Source organism: Martinezella tropici (genome assembly GCF_008370325.1).
Classification (GTDB): Bacteria; Pseudomonadota; Alphaproteobacteria; order Rhizobiales; family Rhizobiaceae; genus Rhizobium; species Rhizobium tropici_B.
Genome location: NZ_VNIP01000009.1, coordinates 256,366 through 281,980, shown reverse-complemented (window position 1 = coordinate 281,980; position 25,615 = coordinate 256,366). Strand labels below are relative to the sequence as shown.

Genomic DNA, 25,615 nt, shown 5'->3' with positions numbered 1-25,615 from the left:
CATGTGGCGCAAGAATTAAAACAGGAGGAGACATTGATGCGTCCATCGCGCGCGTTTTTTCATACCGTAGCCCTTTCCCTCGTCATGACAGCTGCTTCCCTTGCAGCCACGGCCGCCAATGCCGCCGACAAGATTTCCATCATGGTGGGCGGTTACGAAAAGCAGATCTATCTGCCGGCCAAGCTCGCCGAATCTCTCGGCTACTTCAAGGACGAAGGCCTCGACGTCGAGCTTCTCAACGAATCCGCCGGCGTCGACGCCGAAAACCAGCTGCTGGCAGGCGCCGTCCAAGGCGTCGTCGGCTTCTACGATCACTGCGTCGACCTGCAGGCCAAGGGCAAGTTCATCAAGTCCGTCGTGCAGTTCAGCCAGGCACCGGGCGAAGTCGAGCTGGTTTCGGCCAAATATCCGGACATCAAGTCTTTCGCCGACCTCAAGGGCAAGCGCGCCGGCGTCACCGGCCTCGGCTCGTCCACCAACTTCCTGACGCTCTATATGGCGTCGAAAGCCGGCCTGTCGCCGGCCGACGTCACGCCTGTTCCGGTCGGCGCCGGCCAGACCTTCATCGCCGCCATGCAGCAGGATGCCATCCAGGTGGGCATGACCACCGAACCGACGATCTCGCGCCTGCTGAAGACGGGCGAAGCCAAGATCCTCGTCGATCTGCGTACGCTGAAAGGCACCGAGGAAGCGCTCGGCGGCACCTATCCGGCCGCTTCTCTCTATATGGATGCCGCATGGGTCGACGCCCATAAGGAAGAAGTGCAGAAGCTTGCGAACGCCTTCGTCAAGACGCTGCGCTTCATCAACACCCATTCCGGTGCCGAGATCGCCGACAAAATGCCGAAGGATTTCTACGTCGGCGACAAGGACGGCTACATCAAGGCTCTCGACGCCGGCAAGGAAATGTTCACGGCCGATGGCGTGATGCCGGAAGATGGCCCGAAGACGGTTCTCGCCGTGCTCTCGCAGTTCTCCAAGAACGTCAAGGGCAAGACGATCGACCTGTCGAAGACCTACACGACCGAGTTCGTCAAGAACGTCAAGTAAGCAGTCATAACGCCGCTTCCGGCCGGTTCCGGAAGCGGCAGTCCACCGGGCTTTGCGTGCACGCCCCGAAGGCACGCGTCAGGATCAGCACCATGCAACAGGATGAACGCCGCACCCCGGCGATCGAGCTCATCAATGTCAGCCGCCGTTTCGTATCGCCGACGGGCAAGTCGCTGACCGCACTGCGCGATTTCAACATGACGGTCGAGCGCGGCGAATTCGTCGCCGTTGTCGGACCGACGGGCTGCGGCAAATCCACGACGCTCAATCTCGTCACCGGCCTTGCCAAGCCCAGTGCCGGCGAAGTCCGCCTGATGGGTGGACCGGTCAACGGCATCGACAGGCGTGTCGGCTTCGCCTTCCAGACGGATGCGCTCTTCCCCTGGAAGAATGTGATCGAAAACGTGATGTCCGGCCCGCTGTTCCGCGGCAAGTCGAAGGCCGAAGCGGAAAAGATGGCCAAGGACTGGCTTGCCCGCGTCGGCCTTTCGAAGTTCCTGCATCACTATCCGCATCAGCTTTCGGGTGGCATGCGCAAGCGCGTTTCTCTCGCGCAGACCTTTATCAACGAGCCGGAAATCCTGCTGATGGACGAGCCCTTCTCGGCGCTCGACGTGCAGACCCGCACGGTCATGCATGAAGAACTGCTGAAGCTCTGGGCCGAACGCCAGGCCTCCGTCGTCTTCGTGACGCACGATCTCGAAGAAGCGGTCGCGCTCGCAGACAAGGTTTACGTGCTGACCGCCGGCCCGGCCACGGTGAAATCGGTTTATACGATCGACCTGCCGCGCCCGCGCGTCGTCTCGGAAATCCGGTACGAGCAGAACTTCATCGATTATTGCAAGACGATCTGGGACGACCTTCGCGAAGAGGTCGAAACCAGCTATCGCCGTGCCGCGGAAGCGGCATAAGGGAGGATTGATCATGGCAAACACAGCTCTTGAAGCAGGCAATGCCCCGATCTTCCGCGCCGGCACCTCGGACGCGGAAATCGAAGCCGCAGCGCTGAAGGCGCTCACCCGCCGCAAGTATGTCGTCGTGGCCTGGCAGATCGGCATTCTGCTTGCCATCCTTGGCCTCTGGCAGCTCGCTTCCGACCTGCACTGGATCGATCCGTTCTTCTATTCCAGCCCCTATGGCATTGCACTGCGCCTCTGGGACTGGATCACCGAGGGCACCGAGAGCGGCTCTCTCTGGTACCATCTCGGCGTCACAATGGAAGAAGCGCTGATCGGCTTCGTCATCGGCTCGGTGACCGGCGTTCTCGTCGGCGTGGCGCTTGGCCGCAACAAGCTGGCTTCTGATATCCTGTCGATCTACATCAAGGCGATCAACTCGATCCCGCGCGTCGTTCTCGCGCCGATCTTCGTGATGATCATGGGCCTCGGCCTTGCCTCCAAGGTGGCGCTTGCCTTCATCATGGTATTCTTCGTCGTGTTCGCCAATGCCTTCCAGGGCGTCCGCGAGGCCGACCGCAACATGATCGCCAATGCCCGCATTCTCGGCGCGTCCAATTGGAAGGTGACCCGCAACGTGATCCTGCCCTCGGCAATGAGCTGGATTTTTGCAAGCCTGCACATCTCCTTCTCCTTCGCCATCATCGGCGCCATCGTCGGCGAGTTCGTCGGATCGCTGGCCGGTATCGGCTACCTGATCTCGATCGCCAAGGGCACCTATGACGCCGCCGGCCTCTATGCCGCGATCATCCTGGTGATGGTGGTGACGCTCGGCGCCGAATACGTGATGACGCTCATCGAGAACCGCATCACCCGCTGGCGTCCGCAGCAGAGCCTCGATACGCATTAAGCGTTGGTTTTCTGGCACCTCCCAAGGCCAGGGGCCGGGCGTTTTGCCCGGCCTTTTTTGTTTACCGGTAGAAGAAGCTCCCTCTCCCCGCAAGCGGGGAGAGGGCTGGGGTGAGGGGCCGCGGACTATCGATTTGAGGATGAGTAGCGATTGGTTTTGCATGGAAGCGTCGCGGGCAAGATGCTTCTATAAGTTTCGCGAATAGCCCCTCACCCTAACCCTCTCCCCGCTTGCGGGGAGAGGGGACTATCCCGCAACTGCCGCACTCGACAACCAAAGACAGTGACTTAACTTCGCCCTTCAAACAGCCGGCAGACGCACGCTGACCAGCAGCCCGCCACCGGTCGCCTCGCCAAGCGTGACCGAGCCGCCGGCGCCGTCGACAACTTCGCGGACGATGGCAAGCCCCAGGCCGCTGCCTTCCGGCTCCGTGCCCATGATGCGATAGAAGCGCTCGAAGACCTGGGCGCGTTCCGCTTCGGGAATGCCGGGGCCGTTGTCCTCGACCCATAGTAGCGCCGTATCGTCGTCGCGGCCGACGCCGACCGTCACGCGCCCGCCCGCCTGGGTGTAGCGCAGCGCATTGTCTACGAGATTGACCAGCATCTCGCGCAGCATGGTGCCGTCGCCTTCGATATGGACCGGCGTCTCAGCGGCCTCGAGCCCGAGGTCGATATTGCGGCGCAGAGCTTCTTCAGCGAGCGTTTCCAGCACACGGCGGGCGGTTTCCGCGAGATCGATCGTATCGTTTCGCGGTCGGCGGCTGCCGGGCTCGGCGCGCGAAAGCGTCAGGAGCTGGCTTGCAAGACGCGTCACCTGCCGCGTGCTGGAACGCAATGCGGTCAATGCCTCGTCGCGCCTGGCGTTATCGGCTTCGCGCGCCGCCACGCTCGCCTGCGTCGAAATCAGCGCAAGCGGCGTGCGCAGCTGATGGGCGGCGTTCGAGACGAAGCGGCGCTGCGCCGCCATCTGGTTCTGCACCCGCTCCATGTGGTCGTTCAGCGCATGGACGAGCGGGCGAAGCTCGTTCTGCACCATATGGGGATCCAGCGGATCCAGGCGCTGACGGCCGCGTGCGCGCACCGCGTCACGCAGCCGAAGCACGGGCGCCAGGCCCCGCTGCAGGCCGATAATGGTCACCACGCCGGCAAGAAGGACGAGGGCGAGCTGTTTGGTGAAGTCCGAGAGCCACAGCCTGCGACGCATCGCATATTGGCTGTTGTGCGTGACGGCGACTGCCACGGAGATCGTGCTGTCCCGATCGAGGCCGACGACGGGATGGCTCAACATGAGCACGCGGACGCCGTCGGTGCGAAACGTCCTGTCCTCGCCGATCAGATCCCGCTTCGGCCGCGGCAGGTCGGGAAAGCCGGCGACGAGATTTCCCCATGCGGTCACGACCTGATAGAAGACGCGGTCGCCATAGCCGGTGTCGAACATTTCCAAGGCTGCGGGCGGAATGTCGATCTGCACCGTGCCGCTGGCATCGACATGCACGGCCTCCGCGATCACACGGGCCGAGGCAAGCAGCGTGCGATCGGTGACGAGATCGGCTGTCGCATTGGCCGAACGGAAGCTGAGATAAAGGTTGATGCAGATGGCGCCGATCAGCGTCAGCACCACCCAGGCGAACAATTGCGCCCGAAGGCTTGTTGTCAGCGCGCCGGCGACACGACCCAGGATTCCTTTAGGCAGGGAAGCTTTATCACTGCGCATGGCGAAGAAGATAACCCAGGCCGCGCAGCGTCGCGATCTGTACCGTGCTGCCTTCGAGTTTCTTGCGCACGCGATGCACATAGATTTCGATGGCGCTGGTATCGGCGAGGTCGTCGAAGCCGAAGACGCTCTCAGACAGCGTGGTCTTGGTAACGGTCGTGCCGGCCTTCATGATGAGATGTTCGAGCACGGCATGTTCTCGCGGCGTCAGAGCCAGGGATTCTCCGGCCAGATAGAACTGCCGCGTTCCGCCATCGAACAGCAGGTCGCCGACGGCGATTTCGGGAGCGGCACGGTCATGACCGCGGCGAACGGCCGCCCGGATGCGTGCCTCGAGCTCAGCAATCTCGAAAGGCTTGGCGAGATAATCATCAGCGCCGCTGTCGAGCCCGGCGACCCGCCCATCGAGGCTGGCATTGGCCGTCAAAATGATGACCGGCACCTTGTTGCCGCTCTGGCGCAGGCGTTTCAGCAGCGTCAAACCATCCATCTTCGGCAGCGACAGATCCAGAATGACGACGGCATAGCCCGCAACCTTCAGCATATGCTCGGCATCCTCGCCGTCATAGGCGATGTCGACGGCATATTGCGCCTGACGCAGCGCTTTGCCGAGCCAGGACGCCAGTTCGCGGTTGTCTTCGACGATCAGGAGCCTCATGAAGCGACTATACAGTAAGTATCGGACGGGGTGCGAGCATTTCCGGCGGCTTTCCAGTCAGCGCGTTCGAGTCGGATGATTTTAGATCGAAACGACCTAAAATCTGAATCCGCTCTAAAATCAAAGAAGTAGAGCATGATGTCGTCCGAAAACCGTTCACACTTTTCGGCATCATGCTCTAGCGGCTGCCGAGCCGCAAACCCATCTCGCGGACCTCTCTCAGATAGACCTTGCGCGCATAGGGCGGGGTCAGGTTGTGGTCCGCTTCGGGAATGATGGTCAGGCGTATGTCCGGGAAGTATTTCAAGCCGGCGCCGTTCTCGCCGAACTGATCATGCAGATGATCGAGGCCGATATCATGGGCGCTGTAGATCAGCGACATGTCGACACCACGTTTGGCGAGTGTGCGGAAGCCGCCCAACACGGGTCCTTGCGCGGCGGCGAACAAGGGAAAGGCACCGAGCAGCCGGCGGCCCGCTCGCGCTACGCGCCGGCCGAGGCCCGTCGCCATGTTGAGGATGGCGCTTTTCGCATCGATCTGGCCGCCGAAGAGCCGCTTCAGCGTCTCCATCTGCAGGAGCTTTCGGCCATAGGTTTCCAGCGACCGGGGCGCGAAGCGCAGCGCTTCGTCGACCGATCGGCTCTCATCCCAATGGAAGCTGTAGGGATTGACGGTGATCAGGCCCCGGCACCGCGCTTCGCGCAGTGCCGCCTGGAAGGCAAGATAGCCGCCGCTGCAACGTCCCACGACATAGGCCGGCAGCAGATTCCGCTGCTCCAGAAGGTCCAGTGCCTCCTCGACATCCCGGTGCTGCTCGCGGGAATAGAGCACCTGCTCGGGAGCGCCGGAAAGCGGCGGGCTGTCGCCGACATTGGCCGTATCGAAACGCAGCGAGGCGATGCCGTCGCGAGCGAGCGCACGCGCCATGGTGACCGACATCCGGCCCCAGCCGGCATGCCTGTCATAGGCTGTTGTCAGCAGCAGTGCGGTCGCGCCGGCGCGGGCACCTTCGGGTTCGCAGAGAATGCCGAATAGGCGGTTTCCCTTGCCGAAACGCAGCGGCGTTTCATGAAAGCCGTCGCCGATGAGAGGTTCCGCGAGAGGCGAGGCGAGATCAGCCGATGCAGCCGTGCCCGGCTGCGTTGCGATCGACTGCACCCAGGCGACGATTTTTCGGCCGGCTGCGGTCGGCATGACGGCGATGGTGGGGTTCGATACGAGATCGTCATAGCCGTCATAGGCGGACTGCTCTACATCAGCGCCAAGCGTCTCGAGATGGCGCGCGAAGTCCGCATCTCCCGGGCGGCCAGGTCGTGCCAGCACAAGGCAGTTCGGCGTGGCGAGCCGGCCGAGCGTCATCAGGTTCAGCTTCTTGACCGCATCGGCGGCGCTGTCAGGCATGCGCAGGCTAGCGACGGTGACGCCTTCGGTCTGGCGCTGTGCTTCGGGCAGCCCCATGCTTTCGTCGATCATCTTCGACCAGACCGTCAGTTCGCGAAGATAGGCGCGGCCGGAGATAACGGGTGCAAGGAAGGCGATGCCGTCGATGCTGGGCAGGTGTTCGGCAAGCGTGGCGGCGATGGTGCCGCCAAGGCCCTGGCTGACGAGGATCAGGTGCTCGCAGCCGGAAAGCGCTCTCAGTTTCACGGCGGCGGCAAGCGCGGTTTCCTGCCACGGCGTCAGGCCATCGCCTTCTTCGGTGATATCAAGCGCGTCGCCGGTGCCGGCATAGTCGAAACGCAGGCTTGATATGCCGATGTCGGCGAGATCTTCCGCCAGAATGCGCCAGAACTTGCGGACGCACATTTCCTCGAAACCCCAGGGACTAAGAAACAGCACCGCGGTATTGCACGAGGATGCAACGGCCGGCGTAAACAGGCCGACCGTGCCGGCGAATGTTACCGGTGTCGCTGCCGATCTTATATGCTTGCCTTCATTCTCTTCTTCTTCGGCGGCTCCCCAACCAGCCATGATAGTCTCCTCACATCCGGCGTGGCGCCAATAGAGCCAAAGCCTGAGTGGCAATCGGATTGACACGGGCAGGCAGCCGCGCCGCGATCTTCTGCAACACCTCGATATCCTCGGCTGGAACGGCTTTCAGCAATCTGAGCGCAATGCCATAGGCCAGCGCGCCGGCAATGATGGCGCTTACAAGGCCTGCGACGCCGGTCAACGCCTGAACAAAACCATAGGCTGCAATCGCGCACAGAATGGCAGCAACCGTAACTTTTGCAAGGTTGATGAGCATCCCCCGCGTCGATCCTTCGAATTCCATGCGGCGCACCATCAGAAGGCACATGGCTGTAAAAGCCAGGAAGCGCACCAGCGCCGCACCTTCACCTCCGTAAAGGGGCACTGCGACCAGGCAGCCGATGACCATGACAAAGCTGGCAATGACGCCGATGACGGTGCGCTCGCGCACGCGATCGAGCGAATAGAGATATTGCGTGCAGATCTGCATGAAGACGTATGGTGCCGCGGTCAGGGACAGCAACGCCACCATGCCGCCGCTCGGAGCGAAGGGCTGGCCGAAGATCGTCACGACAAGCTCGGGCGCGATCGCCGCAAGGCCGAAGCTCATCGGCAGCGTGATATAGGCTATGCTGCGCGCCACGCCGGCGAAGACTTCGACGGGCAGCTTGTCCGATGCGCGCGCGTGCATCTGTTCGGAATAATAGGGCAGCAGGCTGCCGCTCAATTGTACGGGCAACTGCAGCGCCAGATTGGCGAGCGACAGGCCGACGGCATAAAAGCCGACCGCTTCTATGCCCCAGTAACGCTGCAGGAACAGCAGCTCGATGCGGTTGAGGAAGATCGAGCTGTTGATGAGTTCGATCGAGAGAACGAGCGACGAGCTGATGAGCGCGGAAAGGCCGACGCCGCAGCTGTTCTTGCGTGCGATCGCGATCCTGAGCGTTGCGATGAACATCGGCAGCTGGCCGATCGCATAGCCGGCAAGTGCACCGCTGACGCCGAAGAAAATGGCGCCCACGAGGACGGTCGCAAGCTGCAGCACCGAACTTGCCACCGTGATGCGCAGGAAGGCGCCGACCTGCTGCTCGCCGATCAGATAGTTCTTGCTGTAGGCGCCGAGAGATTGAAGTACGAAAAATACGCCTGTTATGGCAATGACTTCAGACGCATCGCCCGCCCAATGCAACCGCTCCGCATCCCAATAATAGGCGGCATAGCCGGCGAGCAGGATCACGGTTGCGAGGATCGTCGGCTGCAGGAGATAAGCGGCAAAGCCACGCCGTTCTTCGGCCGAATAGCCGTTTCCCTTCAATTGCGGCAGGATGCGCAGCAGGGTGACGCCGGCGCCAAGCTCGGCAATCAGCGCGCCCGTCGTCGTCAGCCACAAAGAGAAGGCGATGATGCCGTTGGCCTCCGGGCCGAGCAGCCGTGCGGCGATGATCGAACAGGCAAAGCCGGTGGCGAGCAGGGTCAATCCCGCCGCCGCGTTCAAAACCGAATTTGCCATTATGCTCTTCGTCATGAAGACTGACCGTTCCTCAAATTGCCGGAACCTATCGCATATATCCGGCTCTTCGTGGGGATACCGTCAGCTCTATTTCATATGCCTTAATATTTAGGGTTTAATGCTGCCCTAAGTTCATTTTTTACTTCGGCTAATATTCATTCCTTCTGATGTTGGTCGCCTGGGGCTTGTCCGGAGGGTTTCATTGTTCAGCCTCATCGTCTGTACGGTCGATCGCTTTGATCAGCTTGAGCGGCTGTTCCGTTCGCTGGTCGGGCAACGTCACCGCGATTTCGAGGTCGTCGTCGTCGATCAGAACGCGGACGATCGGCTGTGCGCGCTCATCGACAGCTTTTCTTCATCCTTCCCGATCCGTCATATCCGGTCGCCAAAAGGGCTTTCGCGGGCACGCAACAACGGCATCGCGGCTGCCGGGGGCGATTATGTCTGCTTTCCCGATGATGATTGCTGGTACGAGCCCGATACGCTTTCGACGGCTGCGGCGCTGTTTTCAGTCCATCCCGAACTGGCGATCGTCACGGGGCGCACGCTCGATGCCGAAGGTCTTGCCTCGGTCAGCCCGACGGGCGAGACGCGGCTGGCGCTGACGCGCTGGAATTATCTGAAATGCGGCAATTCCAACGGCATCTTTGTGCGCCGTGCGGCGCTTTCCGATATCGGCGGTTTCGACGAAGATCTTGGCGTCGGTTCGGAGTCACCCTTTCAGAGCGGGGAGGAGGCGGATTTTCTGCTGCGCGCGCTTGGCGTCGACAGACAAGCGATGTTCTTTCCCGACCTCATCGTCCATCACGATCAGGTCACCAGCGAATATGGCCCGCGGCAGGTGGAGCGCGCACGCAAATATGGGCGCGGCTTCGGCGCGCTGATGCGCAAGCAGGCCTTTCCTCTATATTATGTCTGTTATCGTCTACTGCGGCCGGTCGCCGGCTGGCTGGCGGCGCTGGCGCGCTTCAACCGCGATGCGGCTCGCTACAAGCGGGCCTGGCTCATGGGCATTCTGGAAGGTTATGCCACCTGGCCGCGCTGGCGCAGGAACTGAGGCGACTTGCCTTTCGGGGTCAGGGTTTCGGCATAGACATCCATGTAGCGCTGGGCCACTTCGTCCCACGCGTAAGCGCGGGCATCGCGCAGCAGCTCCTGCCGCAAGGTCAGATCGTCGGCCTCGAGGCGGTCGAACGCCGCGGTCAGCGTGTCGGCGGCCGCTTCCGGATCGGAAAAATCCGAGAGCATGAGAGCCGGATGGGTCTCCGCCATCGCTTTATAGGCCTCGTTGGCGTTCAGCACCGGCAGCAGGCCGGCGCTCATGGCTTCGATCGCCACTAGGCCGAAGCCCTCATATTCGGAGGCCGAGGCAAAGAGCGAGGCGCGCGCGATGATGTTGCGGATCGAGCCGTCGTCGATCGAGACATGCAGCGCGACATTGTGTTCGAGGTCGCGAGCGGCGATTTCCTTTTCCAGCGTCGCGCGATCGAGATCCGATTCGGCGCCGATGATATCGAGATGCCACTCTGTATCGCGGGCTGTCAGCACGATCATGGCGTCGAGCAGATGGTCGAGCCGCTTGTTGACCGAGAAGCGGCCGATGGTGACGATGCGGCGTCGCGCTTCCAGCGCAGCGCAGTTGGAAAATTTGCCGACGTCGGCGCCGTTTTCGATCAGCCGCACGCGGCTGTCGGCGATCTGCGAAAAGAGCCGCGCGTCGGACTGGCTGCAGCAGATAAGATAGTTGTAACCGAGAGCCGAAAGCCGCGTTGCCGTATTGAACCAGACCTTCTTGATGGCGGCATATTTCTGCGTGTGGAAGAAGCCGCCATGCGTGGTGGCAACCATGGGACGCCCATGCATCAGCTTGCCCCAGGCGAGTGCGTCGAAGAAGAAATCGATGGCGTGGACGTGAACGAGGTCGGCATCGGCCAGATGGCGGAAGACCTTGGGTGCCAGCGGATAGCGGCTGGAACCGGACCAGGGAATGCGCACGATCTCGATACCATCGATGGTTTCGCTTGCCGGGAGTTCGCGGCCGGGATCGGAAAACAGGCTGTTGCAGGTAACGACGCGCACGCGATAGCCGCGGGTGACCAGCTGGCGGCAGAGATTGGCAACGACGTCTTCCAGGCCGCCCTTGTTCGGCAGGAACTGGCGCACGACATGCACGATCAGCGGCCCGGCCTGCTTGTTTGGCTGAATATCCGCAACAGCCGATGTCATCGATCCACCTTCGACCCCTATGCCGCGCCACGCACCGGCAATCCGGCGCTGCAGCGCGCCGCTTGTTGATCAGTCGGCAAAGCAGATCATCGGGTCGGTTAAAAAGGGTTTAACTGCGGGCGGAAAGCCCAGCCGTTTCGGGCAAGAGGGTTAACGTCGGGGCGATATGCGAAGGGGGATGAGCTTGTCAGGGGAGTGTGGTGATGCTGGATCATTGTGCCATGCCCCTCACCCTAACCCTCTCCCCGCGCGCGGGGAGAGGGGACTGATTCGGTGTCTGCGGCGCGCTCGTGTCCATGCCACTAAACTCAATGAACCCCCTCTCCCCGTCAAAACGGGGCGAGGGCTGGGGTGAGGGGCAATTCCGAAAGAGATGATGTATTCCAGCCCGAAATCCGGATCTCTCAAAACGCCCGGAAGGTCAGCGTCGTCAGCGAGCGGACGATGCCAGGGATGTTGGCGATGTGGTCGTTGATGAACTTGCCGATATCCTGCTCTTCGGCGATGTAGACCTTCATCAGCAGGTCGTAATCGCCGCTGGTGGAATACAGCTCCGAAACCAGCTCCGTCTGGTAGATGGCGTCGGCGACCTCGTAGGTCTTGCCGGGGGCGCATTGGAGCTGAACGAAAATAGGCTTCATGAGAGTATCCTGCTTCTGTCCGCAGCCGCGGTGACGGCGTGCTTTTATTTTTCGGCCATGATCGCGGCCGGTCTTGTGCTCTATAATGGTCGAAAGCACCGCCGCCATGCAAGTTTTTCTCCAGAGCGGATGATTTTAGGTCTGTTCGACCTAAAATCTGAATCCGCTCTGGAACCAAAGACGTGGAGCATGATGTCGTCCGAAAACCGATCACACTTTTCGGCATCATGCTCTGTCCACCGGATGTCGCTGTAGCCGCTTCCGCAATTTCGAGCATGGCGCTAGATTGGCGTGATTATCTCTGTCGATTGGACCGATTTCATGCTGAATGACCCACGTTCCCATGGTCTTTGGGAAAAGACCGCTCCCCCGCCGCCGGCAACGACGCCGCTTTCCGGTGATGTCTATGCCGATGTCGTGGTGGTCGGCGGCGGCTATACCGGTCTTTCGACAGCGCTGCATCTGGCGCAAGCCGGTACCAGGGTGGTGCTGCTGGAAGCCAATGAAGTCGGCTTCGGCGGCGCCGGCCGCAATGTCGGCCTCATCAATGCCGGCATGTGGGTGATGCCGGATGATCTTCCCGGCGAACTTGGTCCGGTTCATGGCGAACGGCTTCTCGATCTGCTCGGCAATGGGCCGAAGCTTGTCATGGAGCTGATCGACGAGCACGGCATCGCCTGCGAGCTCGAGCGCAATGGCACGCTGCATTGTGCCGTCGGGCCGGAAGGGTTGAAGGAAATCGAGGAGCGCGCTCGGCAGTGGGGAAAACGCGGCGCGCCGGTCACGGTGCTCGACGCGCGGGAGACGGAGCGCCGGGTCGGCAGCTCGGCTTATGCGGGGGCGCTGCTCGACATGCGCGCCGGCACGCTGCAGCCGCTTGCCTATGCGCGTGGCCTTGCCCATGCCGTGGTGAAAGCCGGCGTTACCATTTATACCGGCAGCCGCGTGATATCGACGGAAAGAAGCGGGGCGAAATGGGTGGTTTCGACCGAGGGCGGCAAGGCCAGCGCCGATTGGATCGTGGTGGCCACGGATGCCTATAGCACCGGTCCCTGGGAGATGGTGCGAAACGAACAGGTGCATCTGCCCTATTTCAATTTCGCCACCGTGCCGCTCGGCGACAACTTACGCAAATCCGTTCTGCCAGGGCGGGAGGGGGCCTGGGATACAAAGGAAGTGCTCTCGTCCTTCCGCATGGATCAGGCTGGCCGGCTCGTCTTCGGCAGCGTCGGCGCGTTGCGTAACACCGGCCTTGCCATCCACAAGAACTGGGCGCGGCGGGCGATCAAAAAGCTCTTTCCGCAGCTCGGCGACATTCCCTTCGAATGCGAATGGTATGGCAAGATCGGCATGACTGACAATGCCCTGCCGCGCTTCCACAAGCTGGCGCAGAATGTCGTCGGTTTCTCCGGTTACAATGGCCGCGGCATCGCGCCGGGCACCGTGTTCGGCAAGGTGCTTGCCGGCCATATTCTCGGGCAGATCTCCGAGGCCGATCTGCCGTTGCCGGTGAGCGATATCGTCGAGCCGAGCTTCAGGGCAGCGAAGGAAATGTGGTATGAGGCGGGCGCCCAGGCCGCGCATTTTGTCGGCGCCAGAGTCTAAAGCAATTCGGGGAACCCGCATTCCGGGAAGAGGAAACAAGATGACCACGACATCAGATCTTGCTGCCGAAACCAAGGCCATACTGAGTGAAATCGGCGTATCGGCCGATCGCTACACCGGCGGAACGCTTACGGTCACCTCTCCGGTGACCGGCGCCGAAATCGGTCGGCTCAAGGAGCGCTCGGCCGAAGAGGCGAAGGCCGCGATCGCGGCGGCGCATGAGGCGTTTCTCTCCTGGCGTAATGTGCCGGCACCGAAGCGCGGCGAGCTGATCCGCCTGCTGGGCGAGGAATTGCGCGCCGGCAAGGCAGCCCTTGGCCGTCTCGTTTCGATCGAAGTGGGCAAGATCACCTCGGAAGGTCTTGGCGAAGTGCAGGAGATGATCGATATCTGCGATTTCGCTGTGGGACTCTCGCGCCAGCTTTATGGCCTGACCATTGCCACCGAGCGCTCCGAGCACCGGATGATGGAAAGCTGGCATCCGCTGGGTGCCATCGGCATCATCTCGGCCTTCAATTTCCCCGTTGCCGTCTGGTCGTGGAACGCAGCGCTTGCCATCGTCTGCGGCAATTCCACCATCTGGAAGCCGTCGGAAAAGACGCCGCTGACGGCGCTTGCCGTGCAGGCATTGTTTGAGAAGGCGCTGAAGCGCTACCTCACTGAGGGCGGCGAAGCGCCGGCAAATCTTTCGACACTGTTGATTGGCGGCCGCGATCTCGGCGAGCTGCTGGTCGATCATCCGCAGGTGCCGCTGGTTTCGGCGACAGGCTCGACCGCCATGGGCCGTGCGGTCGGTCCGCGTCTTGCCGGCCGGTTCGCCCGCGCCATTCTCGAGCTCGGCGGCAACAATGCCGCCATCGTCTGCCCGACGGCCGATCTCGACCTCACCTTGCGTGGCGTCGCCTTTTCCGCGATGGGCACGGCCGGCCAGCGCTGTACGACGCTACGCCGCCTCTTCGTTCACGAAAGCGTCTACGACCAGCTCGTTCCGCGTTTGCAGAAGGCCTATGGCTCAGTGACAATAGGCAATCCGCTTGAAGCCGGAACCCTCGTCGGCCCGCTGATCGACCGGCAGGCCTTTGACCGGATGCAGGCGGCTCTTGCCGCCGCGAAAGCGGCGGGTGGCAAGATCACTGGCGGCGAGCGCGTCGAAAACGGCTCTGCCGGGGCCTTCTATGTTCGCCCGGCTCTCGTCGAAATGCCCGCGCAGACCGGCCCTGTCGAGCAGGAGACCTTCGCGCCGATCCTCTATGTGATGAAGTACAGCGATTTCGACAGGGCGCTGGCGCTGCACAATGCCGTGCCGCAGGGCCTGTCGTCTTCGATCTTCACCAATGACATGCGTGAGGCCGAGACGTTCGTATCTGCGCGCGGTTCGGATTGCGGCATCGCCAACGTCAATCTCGGTCCCTCCGGAGCCGAGATCGGCGGTGCATTCGGCGGCGAGAAGGAAACGGGCGGCGGACGCGAATCCGGGTCTGATGCCTGGAAGGCCTATATGCGCCGGGCGACCAATACGATCAATTACGGCCGCACGCTGCCTCTGGCCCAGGGTGTCAAGTTCGACGTGGCATAGCGTCGAGATGAGCAAAGCAGCTTTGAGGCTCTGAGGTGATGTTGTCGGGTGAGTGCGTGTTTGCCGCTTTCACATACGGCCCCTCACCCCAACCCTCTCCCCGCAAGCGGGGCGAGGGAGTTATGGCGCAAAACAAGCCGCTACACGGATGAGAGGCTAGTTGGTTGACTCGATCGTCCCCTCGCCCCGCTTGCGGGGAGAGGGCTAGGGTGAGGGGCTAAGCGCGCGCCCCTACTACTCATGTTCGAGGTGCACCCGTGATCTTCAAATCACGCGATAGCGGGCGTGTCGTTCAGCCAGCCGCCGGTGAAGCCGGCGCGTTCCAGGCCGCCGCGGAGAATCGGCGACTTCCGCATCAGATCCCAGATCATGCCCGTGCGGGCGTTTTCGATCATCATGACCAGCAGGCCCTGGTCGATGGCGACCGAGCGGTCGTCCACCCAGCCTTCGGGGCCGGACCCCTTGATGTTCGGATTGAAGCCGCCGGGGAAACGGCCGTCGAGCAGCAGGTTGGGGTAGGTTGACAGCAGTGCCCTCGTGCCGTCGAGCGCGGCCTGACGGTCGAAAGCCAGGCAAGACAGTGGTCCCCAGGGGGCGATGGTGCCGTCATCGGGGCCGAGCGGAGCGCCGCGGGCGGCATAGCCGAAGACCTTTGGGGCATAGCGAAGGCTATGTTTGGTGCCTGAGGGGTTTGGACCATCGCAGGCAGAAAGACCCCAGATATCCTTCGTATAGCCGGTGAAATGGCCGGGATTGCGTTCCGTGTAATCGCGCTGCACTGATATCGCCGTCTGCGTATTGCGGAAGTAATCGGTATCCTTGTCGGCCACATGCTTGTCGCGGATGCCGCGGAAATCGATCCAGGCATGTGAGAAAAGATGGATGAACAGCGGCCCCGCATAGAGAAAGGGCGTCTCTTTGAACATCATCCAGGTATAGGTCGAGGCGAAGGCATCGTAGCTCGAGGACGGGATCGCATGCTTAGGCGAGGCGAGTGCCAGCACATAGAGGAAGATCGCCTCGTCATAGCCCTGATAGCGCCAGCGCAGGAAGCCGCTCGCGGGCTTCCAGCCCATGCTGATGGTCTGGCCCTTGTTCAGTGCCCAATGCCAGTCGCAACGTTCGTAAAGAAATTTCGCCTGCTTGCGGATATCGCGTTCGGCCTGGCTGGCACCATCGAAATAAGCGGCAGCCGTCAGGACGCCGAGCAGCAGCAGACCGGTGTCGATGGTCGAAAGCTCGCTGTTCCACGCGCGCTTGCCGGTCTCCATGTAGAGGAAGTGATAATAGAAACCGCGATGGCCGGTGGCACCGCGCTCGGTGCCCTGCTGGCTGTTGGCGAAGAAATCCAGGGCGGTCAGCACCCGTTTGGCGGCGTCGGCGCGGCTGATCCAGCCGCGCTCGACGGCGACCGGGTAGCTCGACAGCGCAAAGCCGACCGCGGCAATGCTGCAATGGCTCGTCTTGATGGAGGTATCCGCCACCAGTCCGTTTTCCGGATTGGTGTAGAGCATGAAATAGTCGAACGCCGAACGTTGCAGTTGATCGATCAGCGCATCGTCGATGTCGTGTACCTGTTGCAGCATCTTCTATCCGTCTCCTCGGCGCTCCCGTTCCCTGCTGAACATAGGAGCTTGGATAGTTGCAAATCAAACATGATTAACAATGCCACTCTTTTATGGAGGATTGTTTAAGAGATGGCGAAATGGTCACACCCATCGTTCGGCTACTACCGCCAGGGAGGTTGCTGGCGGTAGCGCGGTGGACTCGTCCCGGTGAGGAAGGAGGGCGTTCGATTTCAGACCTGAGCCTGGCCACCGTCGACGAAGAGCTCGGTGCCCGTGATGAAGCTTGAATCGTCGGAGGCGAGAAAGACGGCGGCCTTGGCGATTTCGTCCGGCTCGCCGACACGGCCGAGCGGCACCTGCGTGGCGAGATAGTCAAGCAGGCCTTGCTGGTTGACCGCGTCCGGGCCGGCGAGATCGACGAGGCCGGGTGTTTTCGTCGGGCCAGGGCTTAGCGTGTTGACGCGGATCTTGCGGTCCTTGAGATCCAGAATCCAGTTGCGCACGAGATTGCGGCTGGCCGCCTTCGAGGCTGCATAAACACTGAAGGCCGGCATCGCCGTGCTGCCGGCGGTCGAGCCGGTGACAATGATGGAAGCGCCATCGGAAAGCAGCGGCAGCGCTTTCTGCACGGTAAAGAGCACGCCTTTGACATTGCGATTGAACGTATCGTCATACTGTTCTTCGGTGATTGCGCCAAGCGGCAGCATCGATCCGCCTCCGGCATTGGCGACGAGCACATCGATCCGGCGTTTCTCAGCCTTCACCCTGGCATAGAGGTCGTCGAGATCGGAAAGGCTGGCCGAGTCGGCCTGGATGCTGGTCGCCTGCGAGCCGATGGCGGCAACGGCGGCGTCCAGCTCCGGCTTGCGGCGGCCGGTGATGATGACTTCTGCGCCTTCCCTGGCAAAACGCTTGGCGATGGCGAGGCCGATGCCGGTGGTGGCACCAGTGATGACGGCGATTTTTCCTTCGAGCTTAAGGGACATCTTCTTTCCAGTTCTCCTGTGTTCGGTTGGGCGGAGTGCCGAACGAAGAGGTATGGACGCCACCATCGTTTCGAAATAGAAAGAAACGCAAACTATCGTTGCAGGTTTGCCGATGTCGAAACGACCGGATTTCGAAGGACTGGCGATGTTCGCCAAGGTAGCCGAGGAGCGCTCTTTCGCGGGTGCCGCCCGAGCGATGAATATTTCCGTCGCCACCGTCTCGCGCGGAGTCAGTCGGCTGGAGGATAGTCTCGGCGTTAGGCTTTTGAACCGCACCTCCCGCCAGCTCTCGTTGACGGATGCCGGGCGGACGCTTGCCGAGCACGCCAGTCAGATCTATTGCGAGGCGGAAAAGGCGGAAAACGAGGCCCGTGATATGGCCGGCACGCCGCGCGGGCTCATCCGCTTTGCCGTGTCGATGTCTTTCGGATTGCACTGGCTGGCGCCGATATTGCCGGATTTTTTCAAGGCCTATCCGGATGTCTCGATCGACCTGCATCTGAGCGACGCTGTGGTCGATCTGGTCGCGGAAGGGTTCGATGCGGCATTGAGGATCGCGGTGTCGCTCCCGGACTCGTCATTGGCGATGCGCAAACTCACCGCTGTCTCCCGCTTCGTCGTCGCCTCGCCGGACTATATCGCCCGCCATGGACGTCCGGCGCATCCCAACGATCTGAACGAGCGTCATTGTCTTGGCTATGCCTATCGCCCCCGCCAGGACGTCTGGCGGCTCTTCAATGCCGATGGGGACGAGAAGGCGGTGACGCCGCGCGGGCATTTGAAAGCCACCAATGTCGACGCCTTGATCCCGATGGCGCTCTCGGGGCTCAGCATCGCGGAACTGCCGGAGTTCGTCGCTGCAGAGTATCTTGCCGACGGAAGACTGGAGCGGCTTTTGCCTGATTGGTCGTTTAGAGGCGGTGGTCTCTATTTCGTTACGCCATCGACTCGAGCGCGACCGGCGAAGATCGAGGCATTGGCGGAATTCCTGACCAAGAGCCTGTCGCAGCCATCCTGGCGCTGGCCGTGTTAACGCACCAGCGCAGCCTCCACGCGCTTCTTCAGCCTCTCCAGCATTCGCCCGAAAATCGTCTCGTCCCCCAGCGCCCTGGCGAGCGTCAACGCGCCCTGGATACCGACAACCGCTTCCTCGGCAAGCGCGCGTGCCTCGAGGCGCGGCAGGCCGGCCCTCTTCAGCGCGCCGGCGAGCGCTTCGATCCAGCGGTGAAAATAGCTCCGGATGGCGCTCGAAAAGCGATCGCGCGTCTCATCCAATGCGAAGGCACCGATCAGGCAGACGCGGCGGCCGGAGCGGAAATAGCTGTCCGTCGTCTCCCACATATTGAGAATGGCGGCGCGAGGTTCACCTTCCTCGAGTGGCTGGAACATTTCCGTGACGAACCAGCTGTCGATATGGGCCATGATCTCGGCCGCCATATCCTCCTTGCCGCCGGGGAAGAAGTGATAGAGGCTGCCTTTCGACAGTTTCGTGCGGGCGGTGATTTCGCTCATCGACGCCCCTTCGTAGCCAAGCTCGCGAAAGACCTCGGCGACAAGGGCAATGGCATCGGGTTTTTCGAAGACGGTGCGCACCATCTCAAAGGCCGAGTTCGGAGAGGCCCGGATGGTCGTCCGGCCGGCGGCCGAGCGGCCAATGGAATTTCCGGTCTTCCGCCTTGATCGGCATGTCGTTGATAGAGGCAAAGCGGCGCTGCATCAGGCCTTCGGCATCGAACTCCCAGTTCTCGTTGCCGTAGGAGCGGAACCAGTGGCCGCTATCGTCGCGCCATTCATAGGCGAAGCGCACCGCGATGCGATTGCCCTCGAAGGCCCAGAGCTCCTTGATCAGCCGATAGTCCAGTTCCCTTGCCCATTTGCGCGTCAGGAATTCGACGATCTCTTTGCGCCCGTGTGGGAATTCGGCGCGGTTCCGCCATTGGCTATCTTCCGTATAGACCTTGGAAACACGCTCCGGATCGCGGCTGTTCCAGCCGTCCTCGGCCATGCGGACCTTGGCGATGGCGGTTTCGCGGGTGAAAGGCGGGACGAGAGGGGTTGGCATGACGGGCTCCTTATAAACCGATTGGTTTCTAATAGACCGATCGGTTTATAAGGTCAAGCGGCAAGGCTTTTGCTCGGCTTGATGGCTCAGCGCGCGAATTTTCGGGCACCGGCGACACAGCCGACGACGGCGATCGTGACGGCGAGCATCGACCAGCTGACGCTTTCCTTGAGCAGTGCCGCCGCAAGCGCGAATCCGAAAAAAGGTTGCAGGAATTGCAGCTGGCCGACGGCCGCGATGCCGCCCTGCGCCAATCCTCGGTACCAGAAGACGAAGCCGATCAGCATGCTGAAGAGCGAGACATAGGTAAGACCGAGCCAGGCCGGGCGGCCGATGCCGTCGATGCTGTGCGGCATGGTCACGACGCAGAGCGCGATGGTAACAGGCAGGGACAGGACCAGCGCCCAGCAGATAACCTGCCAGCCGCCGAGCCGACGAGAGAGCACCGCGCCTTCGGCATAGCCAAGGCCGCAGACGAGAACGGCTGCAAGCATCAGGAGATCGCCGACCGGCGAGGCCGACACGCCCTGTGCCAGGGCATAGCCGCTGACGAGTGCGCTGCCGAGAGCGGAGAATATCCAGAAAGCCGGCCGTGGCCGCTCGCCGCCGCGCAGCACGCCGAAGATTGCCGTTGCCAGCGGCAGCAGGCCGATGAAGACGATCGAATGCGCCGAGGTGACGTGCTTCAGCGCCAGTGCGGTCAGCAGAGGAAAGCCGACCACGCAGCCGAGGGCGACGATGGCGAGCGCGGTGATATCGCCGCGAGCCGGGCGCTTCTCACGAAAGGCGAGCAGGAGGCAAAGACCCAGCAGGCCGGCGATCACGGCGCGCGCGACGGTCAGGAATAGCGGATCGAAATCCATGACGGCCACCCGCGTCGCCGGCAGCGAGCCGCTGAAGATGACCACTCCCGTCAAACCGTAGATCCATCCCGTTGTCGTTTTGTCCATCGCACATGCTCCTTCTTGATGTTCGCGGGTATCGGCGCATTTGCCTGCTCAATCCAGAGACGGTACAGTACAATTCGCGCGAACTGTTATGGTTGAAGGTGCAGTACGGATGGACAATATCTCGACAGCCGGCATTGGCGGAAGTACGCGGATCGAAGGGGTGATGGCGGCGATTTCCGACCGGATCGCCAGCCGCAGCCTGGCGCCGGGTGCGCGGCTCCCCTCCGTGCGTGGTTTCGCCAAGACGATGCAGGTTTCGGTTTCCACCGTGGTCGAGGCCTATGAGCGGCTCGCCGCAGAGGGCACGATCCGTTCGCGCCCGGGCTCGGGTTTTTACGTCTGCGGACCATTACCGCCGTTGTCGCTCACCGAGACCGGGACAAGATCGGATCGTAATGTCGATCCGCTTTGGATCTCGCGGCAATCGCTCGAGGTCGGCGACGATGCTTTGAAGCCGGGCTGTGGCTGGCTTCCCCCATCCTGGCTGCCGCAGACGGCCTTGCGCCGCGCGATGCGGACACTGGCGCGCGGCGATATGGGGGCGCTTGCCAATTATGGGACGCCGCTCGGCCTGCCGCCGTTGCGGCAGCTGCTCGCCAGGCGTCTCGGCGAACATGGCATAATCGCGCCTCCGGACCAGATCATGTTGACGGAGTCCGGCACGCAGGCGATCGATCTCCTCTGCCGCTTTCTGCTCGAGCCCGGCGATACCGTGCTGGTGGACGATCCCTGCTATTTCAATTTTCATGCGCTGCTGCGGGCGCATCGCGCCAATGTCGTCTCGGTGCCGTTCACCCCCACGGGGCCGGATATCGAGCTGTTCGGTCAGGCCCTCGAACGACATAAGCCCCGGCTCTACATCACCAATTCAGCCATTCATAACCCGACCGGTGCAGCACTTTCGCCCGTGACGGCGCATCGGCTGCTGAAGCTTGCGGATGCTTTTGGGCTGATCATCATCGAGGACGATATCTTCGCCGATTTCGAGACTGTTCCGGCGCCGCGTCTCGCCGCCTATGACGGGCTCGACAGGGTGATTCATATCGGCAGTTTTTCGAAGACCCTTTCGGCCTCCGTGCGCTGCGGCTTTATCGCCACCAAACCGGACTGGATCGACGGCCTCGTCGATCTCAAGGTCGCCAGCAGTTTCAGTTGCGGGCAATTGTCGGCGGAACTCGTTTATCTGGCATTGAAGGACGGCAGTTATCGCAAGCATGTCGAAGCCCTGCGGGTCCGGCTTGCAAGGACCATGGCCGAGGTGGCGGCACGCCTTGAGGCCATCGGCATCGTTCCCTGGCTCAAGCCGCAGGCGGGCATGTTTCTCTGGTGCCGGCTGCCCGAAGACCTGGATGCGGCCGATGTCGCTCGCGCCTGCCTTGCCGAGGGCATCATTCTAGCGCCTGGCAATGCCTTCAGCGTTTCCGACACAGCGAGCCGTTTCATGCGCTTCAATGTAGCGCAGGCGACCGATGCACGGATCTTCGCCGTGCTGGAGGCGGCCATGGGCAAGCTGAGGATGCGCGATCGGGCCGTCGATGCTATTGGTTCGACCGGGGTCTAGGCAACCAATAGGGGATATGGGCATCGCGCCGTGCCAAGGCCAGGGATGCCCATATCGCAAGCGCTGTGTGTCTATTTGGCAAACAAGCTGTTGATGTCGGCAAAGGCCTTCATCTCGATGGCGTTGCCGCTCGGATCCTTGAAGAACATGGTCGCCTGCTCTCCGGGCTCGCCGCGGAATCGGATATAGGGCTTGATGACGAAATCGATGTTGGCCTTCGTCAGCTTCTCGGCCGCCGCTTCCCATTCCTCCATAGACAGAACCACGCCGAAATGGCGGACGGGAACGCCGTGACCATCGACGGCATTCGCGGCCACTTCCCCGGTTTCGGCCGGCGCCAAATGGGCGACGATCTGGTGGCCGTAGAAATTGAAATCGATCCAGTCGGGCGAGCTTCGGCCTTCGGGGCAGCCGAGAAGGCCGCTGTAGAAAGTACGCGCCGCGGCAAGATCGTTGACGGGGAAAGCAAGATGAAACGGATGGAGGGGTGCTGCGCTCATGATCGTCTCCTGACGTGCGAACTTGATGCAGCAAAGGTAAGATACATTTTTTCTATGAAAAACTGTATATAGTGATGCTGAGGCATAGGAAAAATTATGAATCATGATTCCGGAACTTAAAACCTTGGTCGCGGTCGCCCGCTTTGGGACATTTGCCGCCGCGGGGGAGCGGATCGGACTCACCCAGGCTGCGGTCAGCGGCCAGATGAAACGGCTTGAGGAAAGGCTTGGCGTGACGTTGTTCGAGCGGACAGGCCGTTCCGCGATGTTGAACGCTGCCGGCTCGAGAACACTCGAGCGGGCCAAAACCATTATCGCGATGTTCGACCATATCGCCGATCCCGCCGATGACACGTCCGGTGGTCAACTCCGTATCGGCGCCATCGCCTCGGTTCAGTCCGCGATCCTTGCGCGATCCCTCGTGCCGTTTCGGCAGCGGTTTGCGAACACCCGCATTCGTATCGTTCCCGGCGTTTCTCTTCATTTGCTCGATTTGATCGATGCGGGCGAGCTCGATCTGGCGGTCCTCATCGAGCCGCCTTTCGGCCTGCCGAAGAACCTCGCATGGCAGCCTCTGCTGCGTGAGCCTTATGTACTGGCGGTTCCAGAATCGCTGGAGGGCGACGATTGGCGGACATTGTTGAGAGAACAGCCCTTCATCCGTTATGACCGCGGCTCCTTTGGAGGGCGGCAAGTCGATCGGTTTCTGCGGGCACACTCGATCGATCCCAACGAGGCGATCGAGATTGACGATATAGCCGGGATGTCGGCTCTGGTCGCATGCGGGTTGGGCGTGGCGCTCCTGCCGATCGTTGATGGCAGCCCGCCTCCTGCCGCGCCGGTGCGCGTGGTGTCGCTCGCCGGAGAAACCTTCTATCGCGAGATCGGCATATTGCAGTCGCCCGATCGAAATCCGGCCAAAATGCACCTCGCCGAATGCCTGATCGATGCACGGCTTTGACGTTGCCGGCAGGGTGATTTCGCCCTTCTGGCTTGCCGGCGCGTCGTCCGATGGGCCGACGGGCTTTTCTCGCGGCTCTTGCCAGGTGGAAATGATCCGTCATAGCTTTGCCACATGGCCGCTTCATTGCGGCTCACATCGGCTATGAAATTCGCTAAATGAGGTTGGTCGTGCGGGTTCTGCTTGTTGAAGACGACAATATCCTCGGATCATCGCTCAAGAAGGCCTTGGAAAAGCATGCCTACGGCGTCGACTGGATGCGCGACGGCGAGTCCGGGCTGGAGGCGGCGGAGAATTCGCATTTCGCGGCGATCGTCCTCGATATCAATCTGCCGCAGCTCAGTGGCATGGAAGTGTTGCGGCGCATCCGGCAGCGGGGGAATTCCGTGCCCGTACTGCTGCTGACGGCGATGGATTCCGTGCGCCAGAAGGTCGAGGGTCTCGACGAGGGCGCCGACGACTATCTGGTCAAACCCTTCGATCTCGATGAGCTGCTGGCGCGCCTGCGCGCGCTCATCCGCCGGCGCGACGGGCGCACCGAAAGCGTCATCCGGTGCGGCGAGGTGGAGGTCGATCCGTCGGCCATGGTCGCCCGCAAGGGTAGTGTTCAGGTACATACCACGGCCAAGGAATTCCATTTGCTGAAGCTGCTGATGGAGCGCAGCGGCCGCTACGTGACGAAGAACGATATCGAATATGCGCTTTACGACGCCGAAAATACCGTCGAGAGCAACACGATCGAAGTAACGATCTACAATCTGCGCAAGAAGCTCGGCACCGATTTCATCAAGTCGATCCGCGGCGTCGGCTACATGATCGAGCGATGAACAATTCCACGCTTACCCGCAAACTGTTTCTGCGCATCGCGCCCGTCGTCGTGGTGACGATCGTCGTGATCGCCGCCTTCGCCTTCAACAGCGCGACGCGGGAAATCGACAATATCTACGATGCCCAGCTGATCGACGATGCCAATGTGATCTGGAGCCTGCTGCGCCGGCCGTTGGAGAAAAATCCGAGCCACGCGGCAAAGCAGATCGACGACATCGACTTCAACATGGATAATCAGCTGGCTTTCAACGAAGACGCCGACGATTATGCGGATGCCCACATGTTTCGGGCCTGGGTCGACGGCAGCATCCGTTTCTACAGCAGCACGGCCTTCCTGTCCGACGTCCCGCAGCAGAAGGTCGGGTTCACGACCCTGACCTATGGCGGCGACGAGTGGCGCGTCTATTCGCTGCCGATCCCGAACACCACCATCGTGATCGAGCTTGGCGAGAAGATCGCGCTTCGCGAAACGCTCGTCTCCAACATCCTGCTCAATCTCTTCTTTCCGCTGCTGATGCTGGTGCCCGTCATCGCCTTTCTCATCTGGCTCGGCATCAACAGCGGCCTGCGCACGATCCACGGGCTCGTGCGGCAGATCCGCACGCGGTCGCCGGACGATCTCTCGGCCATTCCCGTGGAAGGCCTGCCGCGCGATCTGCTGCCGCTCGGCCGCTCGATCAACCAGCTGTTGGAAAAACTCGGCCAGTCGCTGACGTTGGAGCGCCGTTTCTCCGATCTTGCCGCGCATCAGCTGCGTACGCCGCAGGCAAGCGTGAAGCTTCTGCTGCGCATGCTCGAAAATAGCGACAGCGACCACGAGCGGCAGGCGATCATTTCCGATCTCGTCGCCAGCAACAACCGCACCATCCACCTGATCGAGCAGTTGCTTCGGCTTGCCAGGGTCAGCCATCATCCCCTCAATCTGACCTCCGTGACGCTTTACCATTGGGTCGCGTCGCTGATCGCCGAATTCGGCAATATCATCACGGACCGAGAGCTCGACGTGGTGTTGGAGGGGGACGAAAAGGTCCAGGTCAGGACCGATGAATCGCTGATGCGCATGATGGTGACGAATCTGCTTGATAACGCCATCAAATACACGCCCGTCGGCGGGGAGATCAGAGTTTCGATTTCATCGGAGGAGAGTTTTGGCCGCATCTCCATCAGCGACAGCGGTTCCGGCATTCCGCCGCATGAGAGGGAGGCCGTGTTCCAGCGCTTCTATCGGCTCAACACGCTTCATACGGAAGGGGCCGGGCTCGGCCTTGCCATCGTCGCGGATACGGCCGACCGCCTCTCAGCTGCGGTGGAGCTTTCCACGCCGCGTTGGGGGAATGGCCTTCAGGTCGATCTAAGATTGCCGTTGAGCTAAAAGCCAACACAACCCCGATTTTCATTTTCGCATCATTTTCCCCTCATGCACGGCTCATCTGAGGTTG

General features: G+C 61.5%; 23 protein-coding genes. 11 read left to right on the top strand and 12 right to left on the bottom strand.

Going from position 1 to position 25,615, the window contains the following annotated elements:
- Nucleotides 1-36 precede the first annotated feature (36 nt).
- The 3 genes from FP026_RS18235 (at nt 37) to FP026_RS18225 (ending at nt 2,856) form a co-directional block, all read left to right on the top strand.
- Nucleotides 37-1,050, top strand: coding sequence for an ABC transporter substrate-binding protein (locus FP026_RS18235; RefSeq protein WP_149636032.1), 1,014 nt, complete (start codon nt 37-39; stop codon nt 1,048-1,050).
- Between the two features lie 92 nt (nt 1,051-1,142).
- A complete protein-coding gene (locus FP026_RS18230) occupies nt 1,143-1,961 on the top strand; it encodes an ABC transporter ATP-binding protein (RefSeq protein WP_149636031.1) in 819 nt (272 codons plus the stop codon).
- A gap of 13 nt (nt 1,962-1,974) precedes the next feature.
- Complete coding sequence (locus tag FP026_RS18225) at nt 1,975-2,856, top strand: ABC transporter permease (RefSeq protein WP_149636030.1); 882 nt, start codon at nt 1,975-1,977, stop codon at nt 2,854-2,856.
- A 300-nt stretch (nt 2,857-3,156) separates the two neighbouring features.
- On the opposite strand, the gene FP026_RS18220 is transcribed toward FP026_RS18225, so the two are convergent.
- From FP026_RS18220 to FP026_RS18205, 4 genes are all read right to left on the bottom strand, one after another.
- Nucleotides 3,157-4,572 (bottom strand): sensor histidine kinase, encoded by a 1,416-nt coding sequence (locus FP026_RS18220; protein ID WP_149636029.1) that lies wholly within the window; start codon nt 4,570-4,572, stop codon nt 3,157-3,159.
- Complete coding sequence (locus tag FP026_RS18215) at nt 4,562-5,230, bottom strand: response regulator (RefSeq protein ID WP_112341471.1); 669 nt, start codon at nt 5,228-5,230, stop codon at nt 4,562-4,564. The genes FP026_RS18220 and FP026_RS18215 overlap by 11 nt, the downstream gene beginning before the upstream one ends.
- A gap of 178 nt (nt 5,231-5,408) precedes the next feature.
- Entirely contained in the window at nt 5,409-7,202 is a 1,794-nt protein-coding gene (locus FP026_RS18210; protein WP_149636028.1) for an alpha/beta fold hydrolase, read from the bottom strand.
- A 10-nt stretch (nt 7,203-7,212) separates the two neighbouring features.
- Entirely contained in the window at nt 7,213-8,727 is a 1,515-nt protein-coding gene (locus FP026_RS18205) for a lipopolysaccharide biosynthesis protein (protein ID WP_149636027.1), read from the bottom strand.
- A 187-nt stretch (nt 8,728-8,914) separates the two neighbouring features.
- Here FP026_RS18205 and FP026_RS18200 point away from each other — a divergent pair, with 187 nt between their 5' ends.
- On the top strand, nt 8,915-9,769 hold the full coding sequence (locus FP026_RS18200) for a glycosyltransferase family 2 protein (protein ID WP_149636026.1): 855 nt from the start codon (nt 8,915-8,917) through the stop codon (nt 9,767-9,769).
- On the opposite strand, the gene FP026_RS18195 is transcribed toward FP026_RS18200, so the two are convergent.
- Together FP026_RS18195 and FP026_RS18190 are read right to left on the bottom strand one after the other, a co-directional pair.
- Nucleotides 9,736-10,938 carry a glycosyltransferase family 4 protein gene (locus FP026_RS18195; RefSeq protein WP_149636025.1) on the bottom strand — a complete coding sequence of 401 codons (1,203 nt, stop codon included), beginning with the start codon at nt 10,936-10,938 and terminating at the stop codon, nt 9,736-9,738. The two genes, FP026_RS18200 and FP026_RS18195, sit on opposite strands and share 34 nt — an antisense overlap.
- A 404-nt stretch (nt 10,939-11,342) precedes the next feature.
- Nucleotides 11,343-11,579, bottom strand: coding sequence for an Lrp/AsnC ligand binding domain-containing protein (locus tag FP026_RS18190; RefSeq protein WP_015341532.1), 237 nt, complete (start codon nt 11,577-11,579; stop codon nt 11,343-11,345).
- A gap of 321 nt (nt 11,580-11,900) precedes the next feature.
- On the opposite strand from FP026_RS18190, the gene FP026_RS18185 reads away from it, so the two are divergent.
- Together FP026_RS18185 and amaB are read left to right on the top strand one after the other, a co-directional pair.
- Complete coding sequence (locus FP026_RS18185) at nt 11,901-13,184, top strand: NAD(P)/FAD-dependent oxidoreductase (RefSeq protein ID WP_149636024.1); 1,284 nt, start codon at nt 11,901-11,903, stop codon at nt 13,182-13,184.
- A gap of 40 nt (nt 13,185-13,224) precedes the next feature.
- Entirely contained in the window at nt 13,225-14,760 is a 1,536-nt protein-coding gene (gene amaB / locus FP026_RS18180) for an L-piperidine-6-carboxylate dehydrogenase (RefSeq protein WP_149636023.1), read from the top strand.
- A gap of 269 nt (nt 14,761-15,029) precedes the next feature.
- Here the strand turns inward: amaB and FP026_RS18175 are convergent, their stop codons facing one another.
- Nucleotides 15,030-16,346, bottom strand: coding sequence for a glucoamylase family protein (locus FP026_RS18175; RefSeq protein ID WP_149636022.1), 1,317 nt, complete (start codon nt 16,344-16,346; stop codon nt 15,030-15,032).
- Nucleotides 16,347-16,558: 212 nt separating this feature from the next.
- A complete protein-coding gene (locus FP026_RS18170) occupies nt 16,559-17,314 on the bottom strand; it encodes an SDR family NAD(P)-dependent oxidoreductase (protein WP_149636021.1) in 756 nt (251 codons plus the stop codon).
- A 112-nt stretch (nt 17,315-17,426) separates the two neighbouring features.
- On the opposite strand from FP026_RS18170, the gene FP026_RS18165 reads away from it, so the two are divergent.
- Nucleotides 17,427-18,347, top strand: coding sequence for a LysR family transcriptional regulator (locus FP026_RS18165; RefSeq protein ID WP_149636020.1), 921 nt, complete (start codon nt 17,427-17,429; stop codon nt 18,345-18,347).
- Here the strand turns inward: FP026_RS18165 and FP026_RS18160 are convergent.
- The 3 genes from FP026_RS18160 to FP026_RS18150 form a co-directional block, all read right to left on the bottom strand.
- On the bottom strand, nt 18,344-18,910 hold the full coding sequence (locus FP026_RS18160) for a TetR/AcrR family transcriptional regulator (protein ID WP_149636019.1): 567 nt from the start codon (nt 18,908-18,910) through the stop codon (nt 18,344-18,346). The genes FP026_RS18165 and FP026_RS18160 overlap by 4 nt on opposite strands.
- A gap of 1 nt (nt 18,911) precedes the next feature.
- Nucleotides 18,912-19,376, bottom strand: a complete 465-nt coding sequence (locus FP026_RS18155) for a DUF1348 family protein (protein ID WP_149636018.1) — start codon at nt 19,374-19,376, stop codon at nt 18,912-18,914.
- A gap of 86 nt (nt 19,377-19,462) precedes the next feature.
- A complete protein-coding gene (locus tag FP026_RS18150) occupies nt 19,463-20,326 on the bottom strand; it encodes a DMT family transporter (protein WP_149636017.1) in 864 nt (287 codons plus the stop codon).
- A 109-nt stretch (nt 20,327-20,435) separates the two neighbouring features.
- Between FP026_RS18150 and FP026_RS18145 the strand changes: the two genes are divergently transcribed.
- Nucleotides 20,436-21,887 carry a PLP-dependent aminotransferase family protein gene (locus FP026_RS18145; RefSeq protein ID WP_149636016.1) on the top strand — a complete coding sequence of 484 codons (1,452 nt, stop codon included), beginning with the start codon at nt 20,436-20,438 and terminating at the stop codon, nt 21,885-21,887.
- 71 nt (nt 21,888-21,958) lie between these two features.
- Here FP026_RS18145 and FP026_RS18140 read toward each other — a convergent pair whose 3' ends face one another.
- Nucleotides 21,959-22,387 carry a VOC family protein gene (locus FP026_RS18140; protein ID WP_149636015.1) on the bottom strand — a complete coding sequence of 143 codons (429 nt, stop codon included), beginning with the start codon at nt 22,385-22,387 and terminating at the stop codon, nt 21,959-21,961.
- A 103-nt stretch (nt 22,388-22,490) separates the two neighbouring features.
- Between FP026_RS18140 and FP026_RS18135 the strand changes: the two genes are divergently transcribed.
- The 3 genes from FP026_RS18135 to FP026_RS18125 all read left to right on the top strand — a co-directional run bounded on the left by FP026_RS18135 (nt 22,491) and on the right by FP026_RS18125 (nt 25,548).
- Nucleotides 22,491-23,348, top strand: a complete 858-nt coding sequence (locus tag FP026_RS18135) for a LysR family transcriptional regulator (RefSeq protein WP_149636014.1) — start codon at nt 22,491-22,493, stop codon at nt 23,346-23,348.
- A gap of 170 nt (nt 23,349-23,518) precedes the next feature.
- Nucleotides 23,519-24,175: a response regulator transcription factor gene (locus FP026_RS18130; protein ID WP_112341725.1), complete on the top strand. Its 657-nt coding sequence runs from the start codon at nt 23,519-23,521 to the stop codon at nt 24,173-24,175.
- The gene (locus FP026_RS18125; protein WP_149636013.1) at nt 24,172-25,548 is read left to right on the top strand and encodes a sensor histidine kinase; all 1,377 of its coding nucleotides are present in this window, start codon (nt 24,172-24,174) and stop codon (nt 25,546-25,548) included. Before FP026_RS18130 ends, FP026_RS18125 begins: the two co-directional genes overlap by 4 nt.
- Nucleotides 25,549-25,615: the final 67 nt, after the last annotated feature.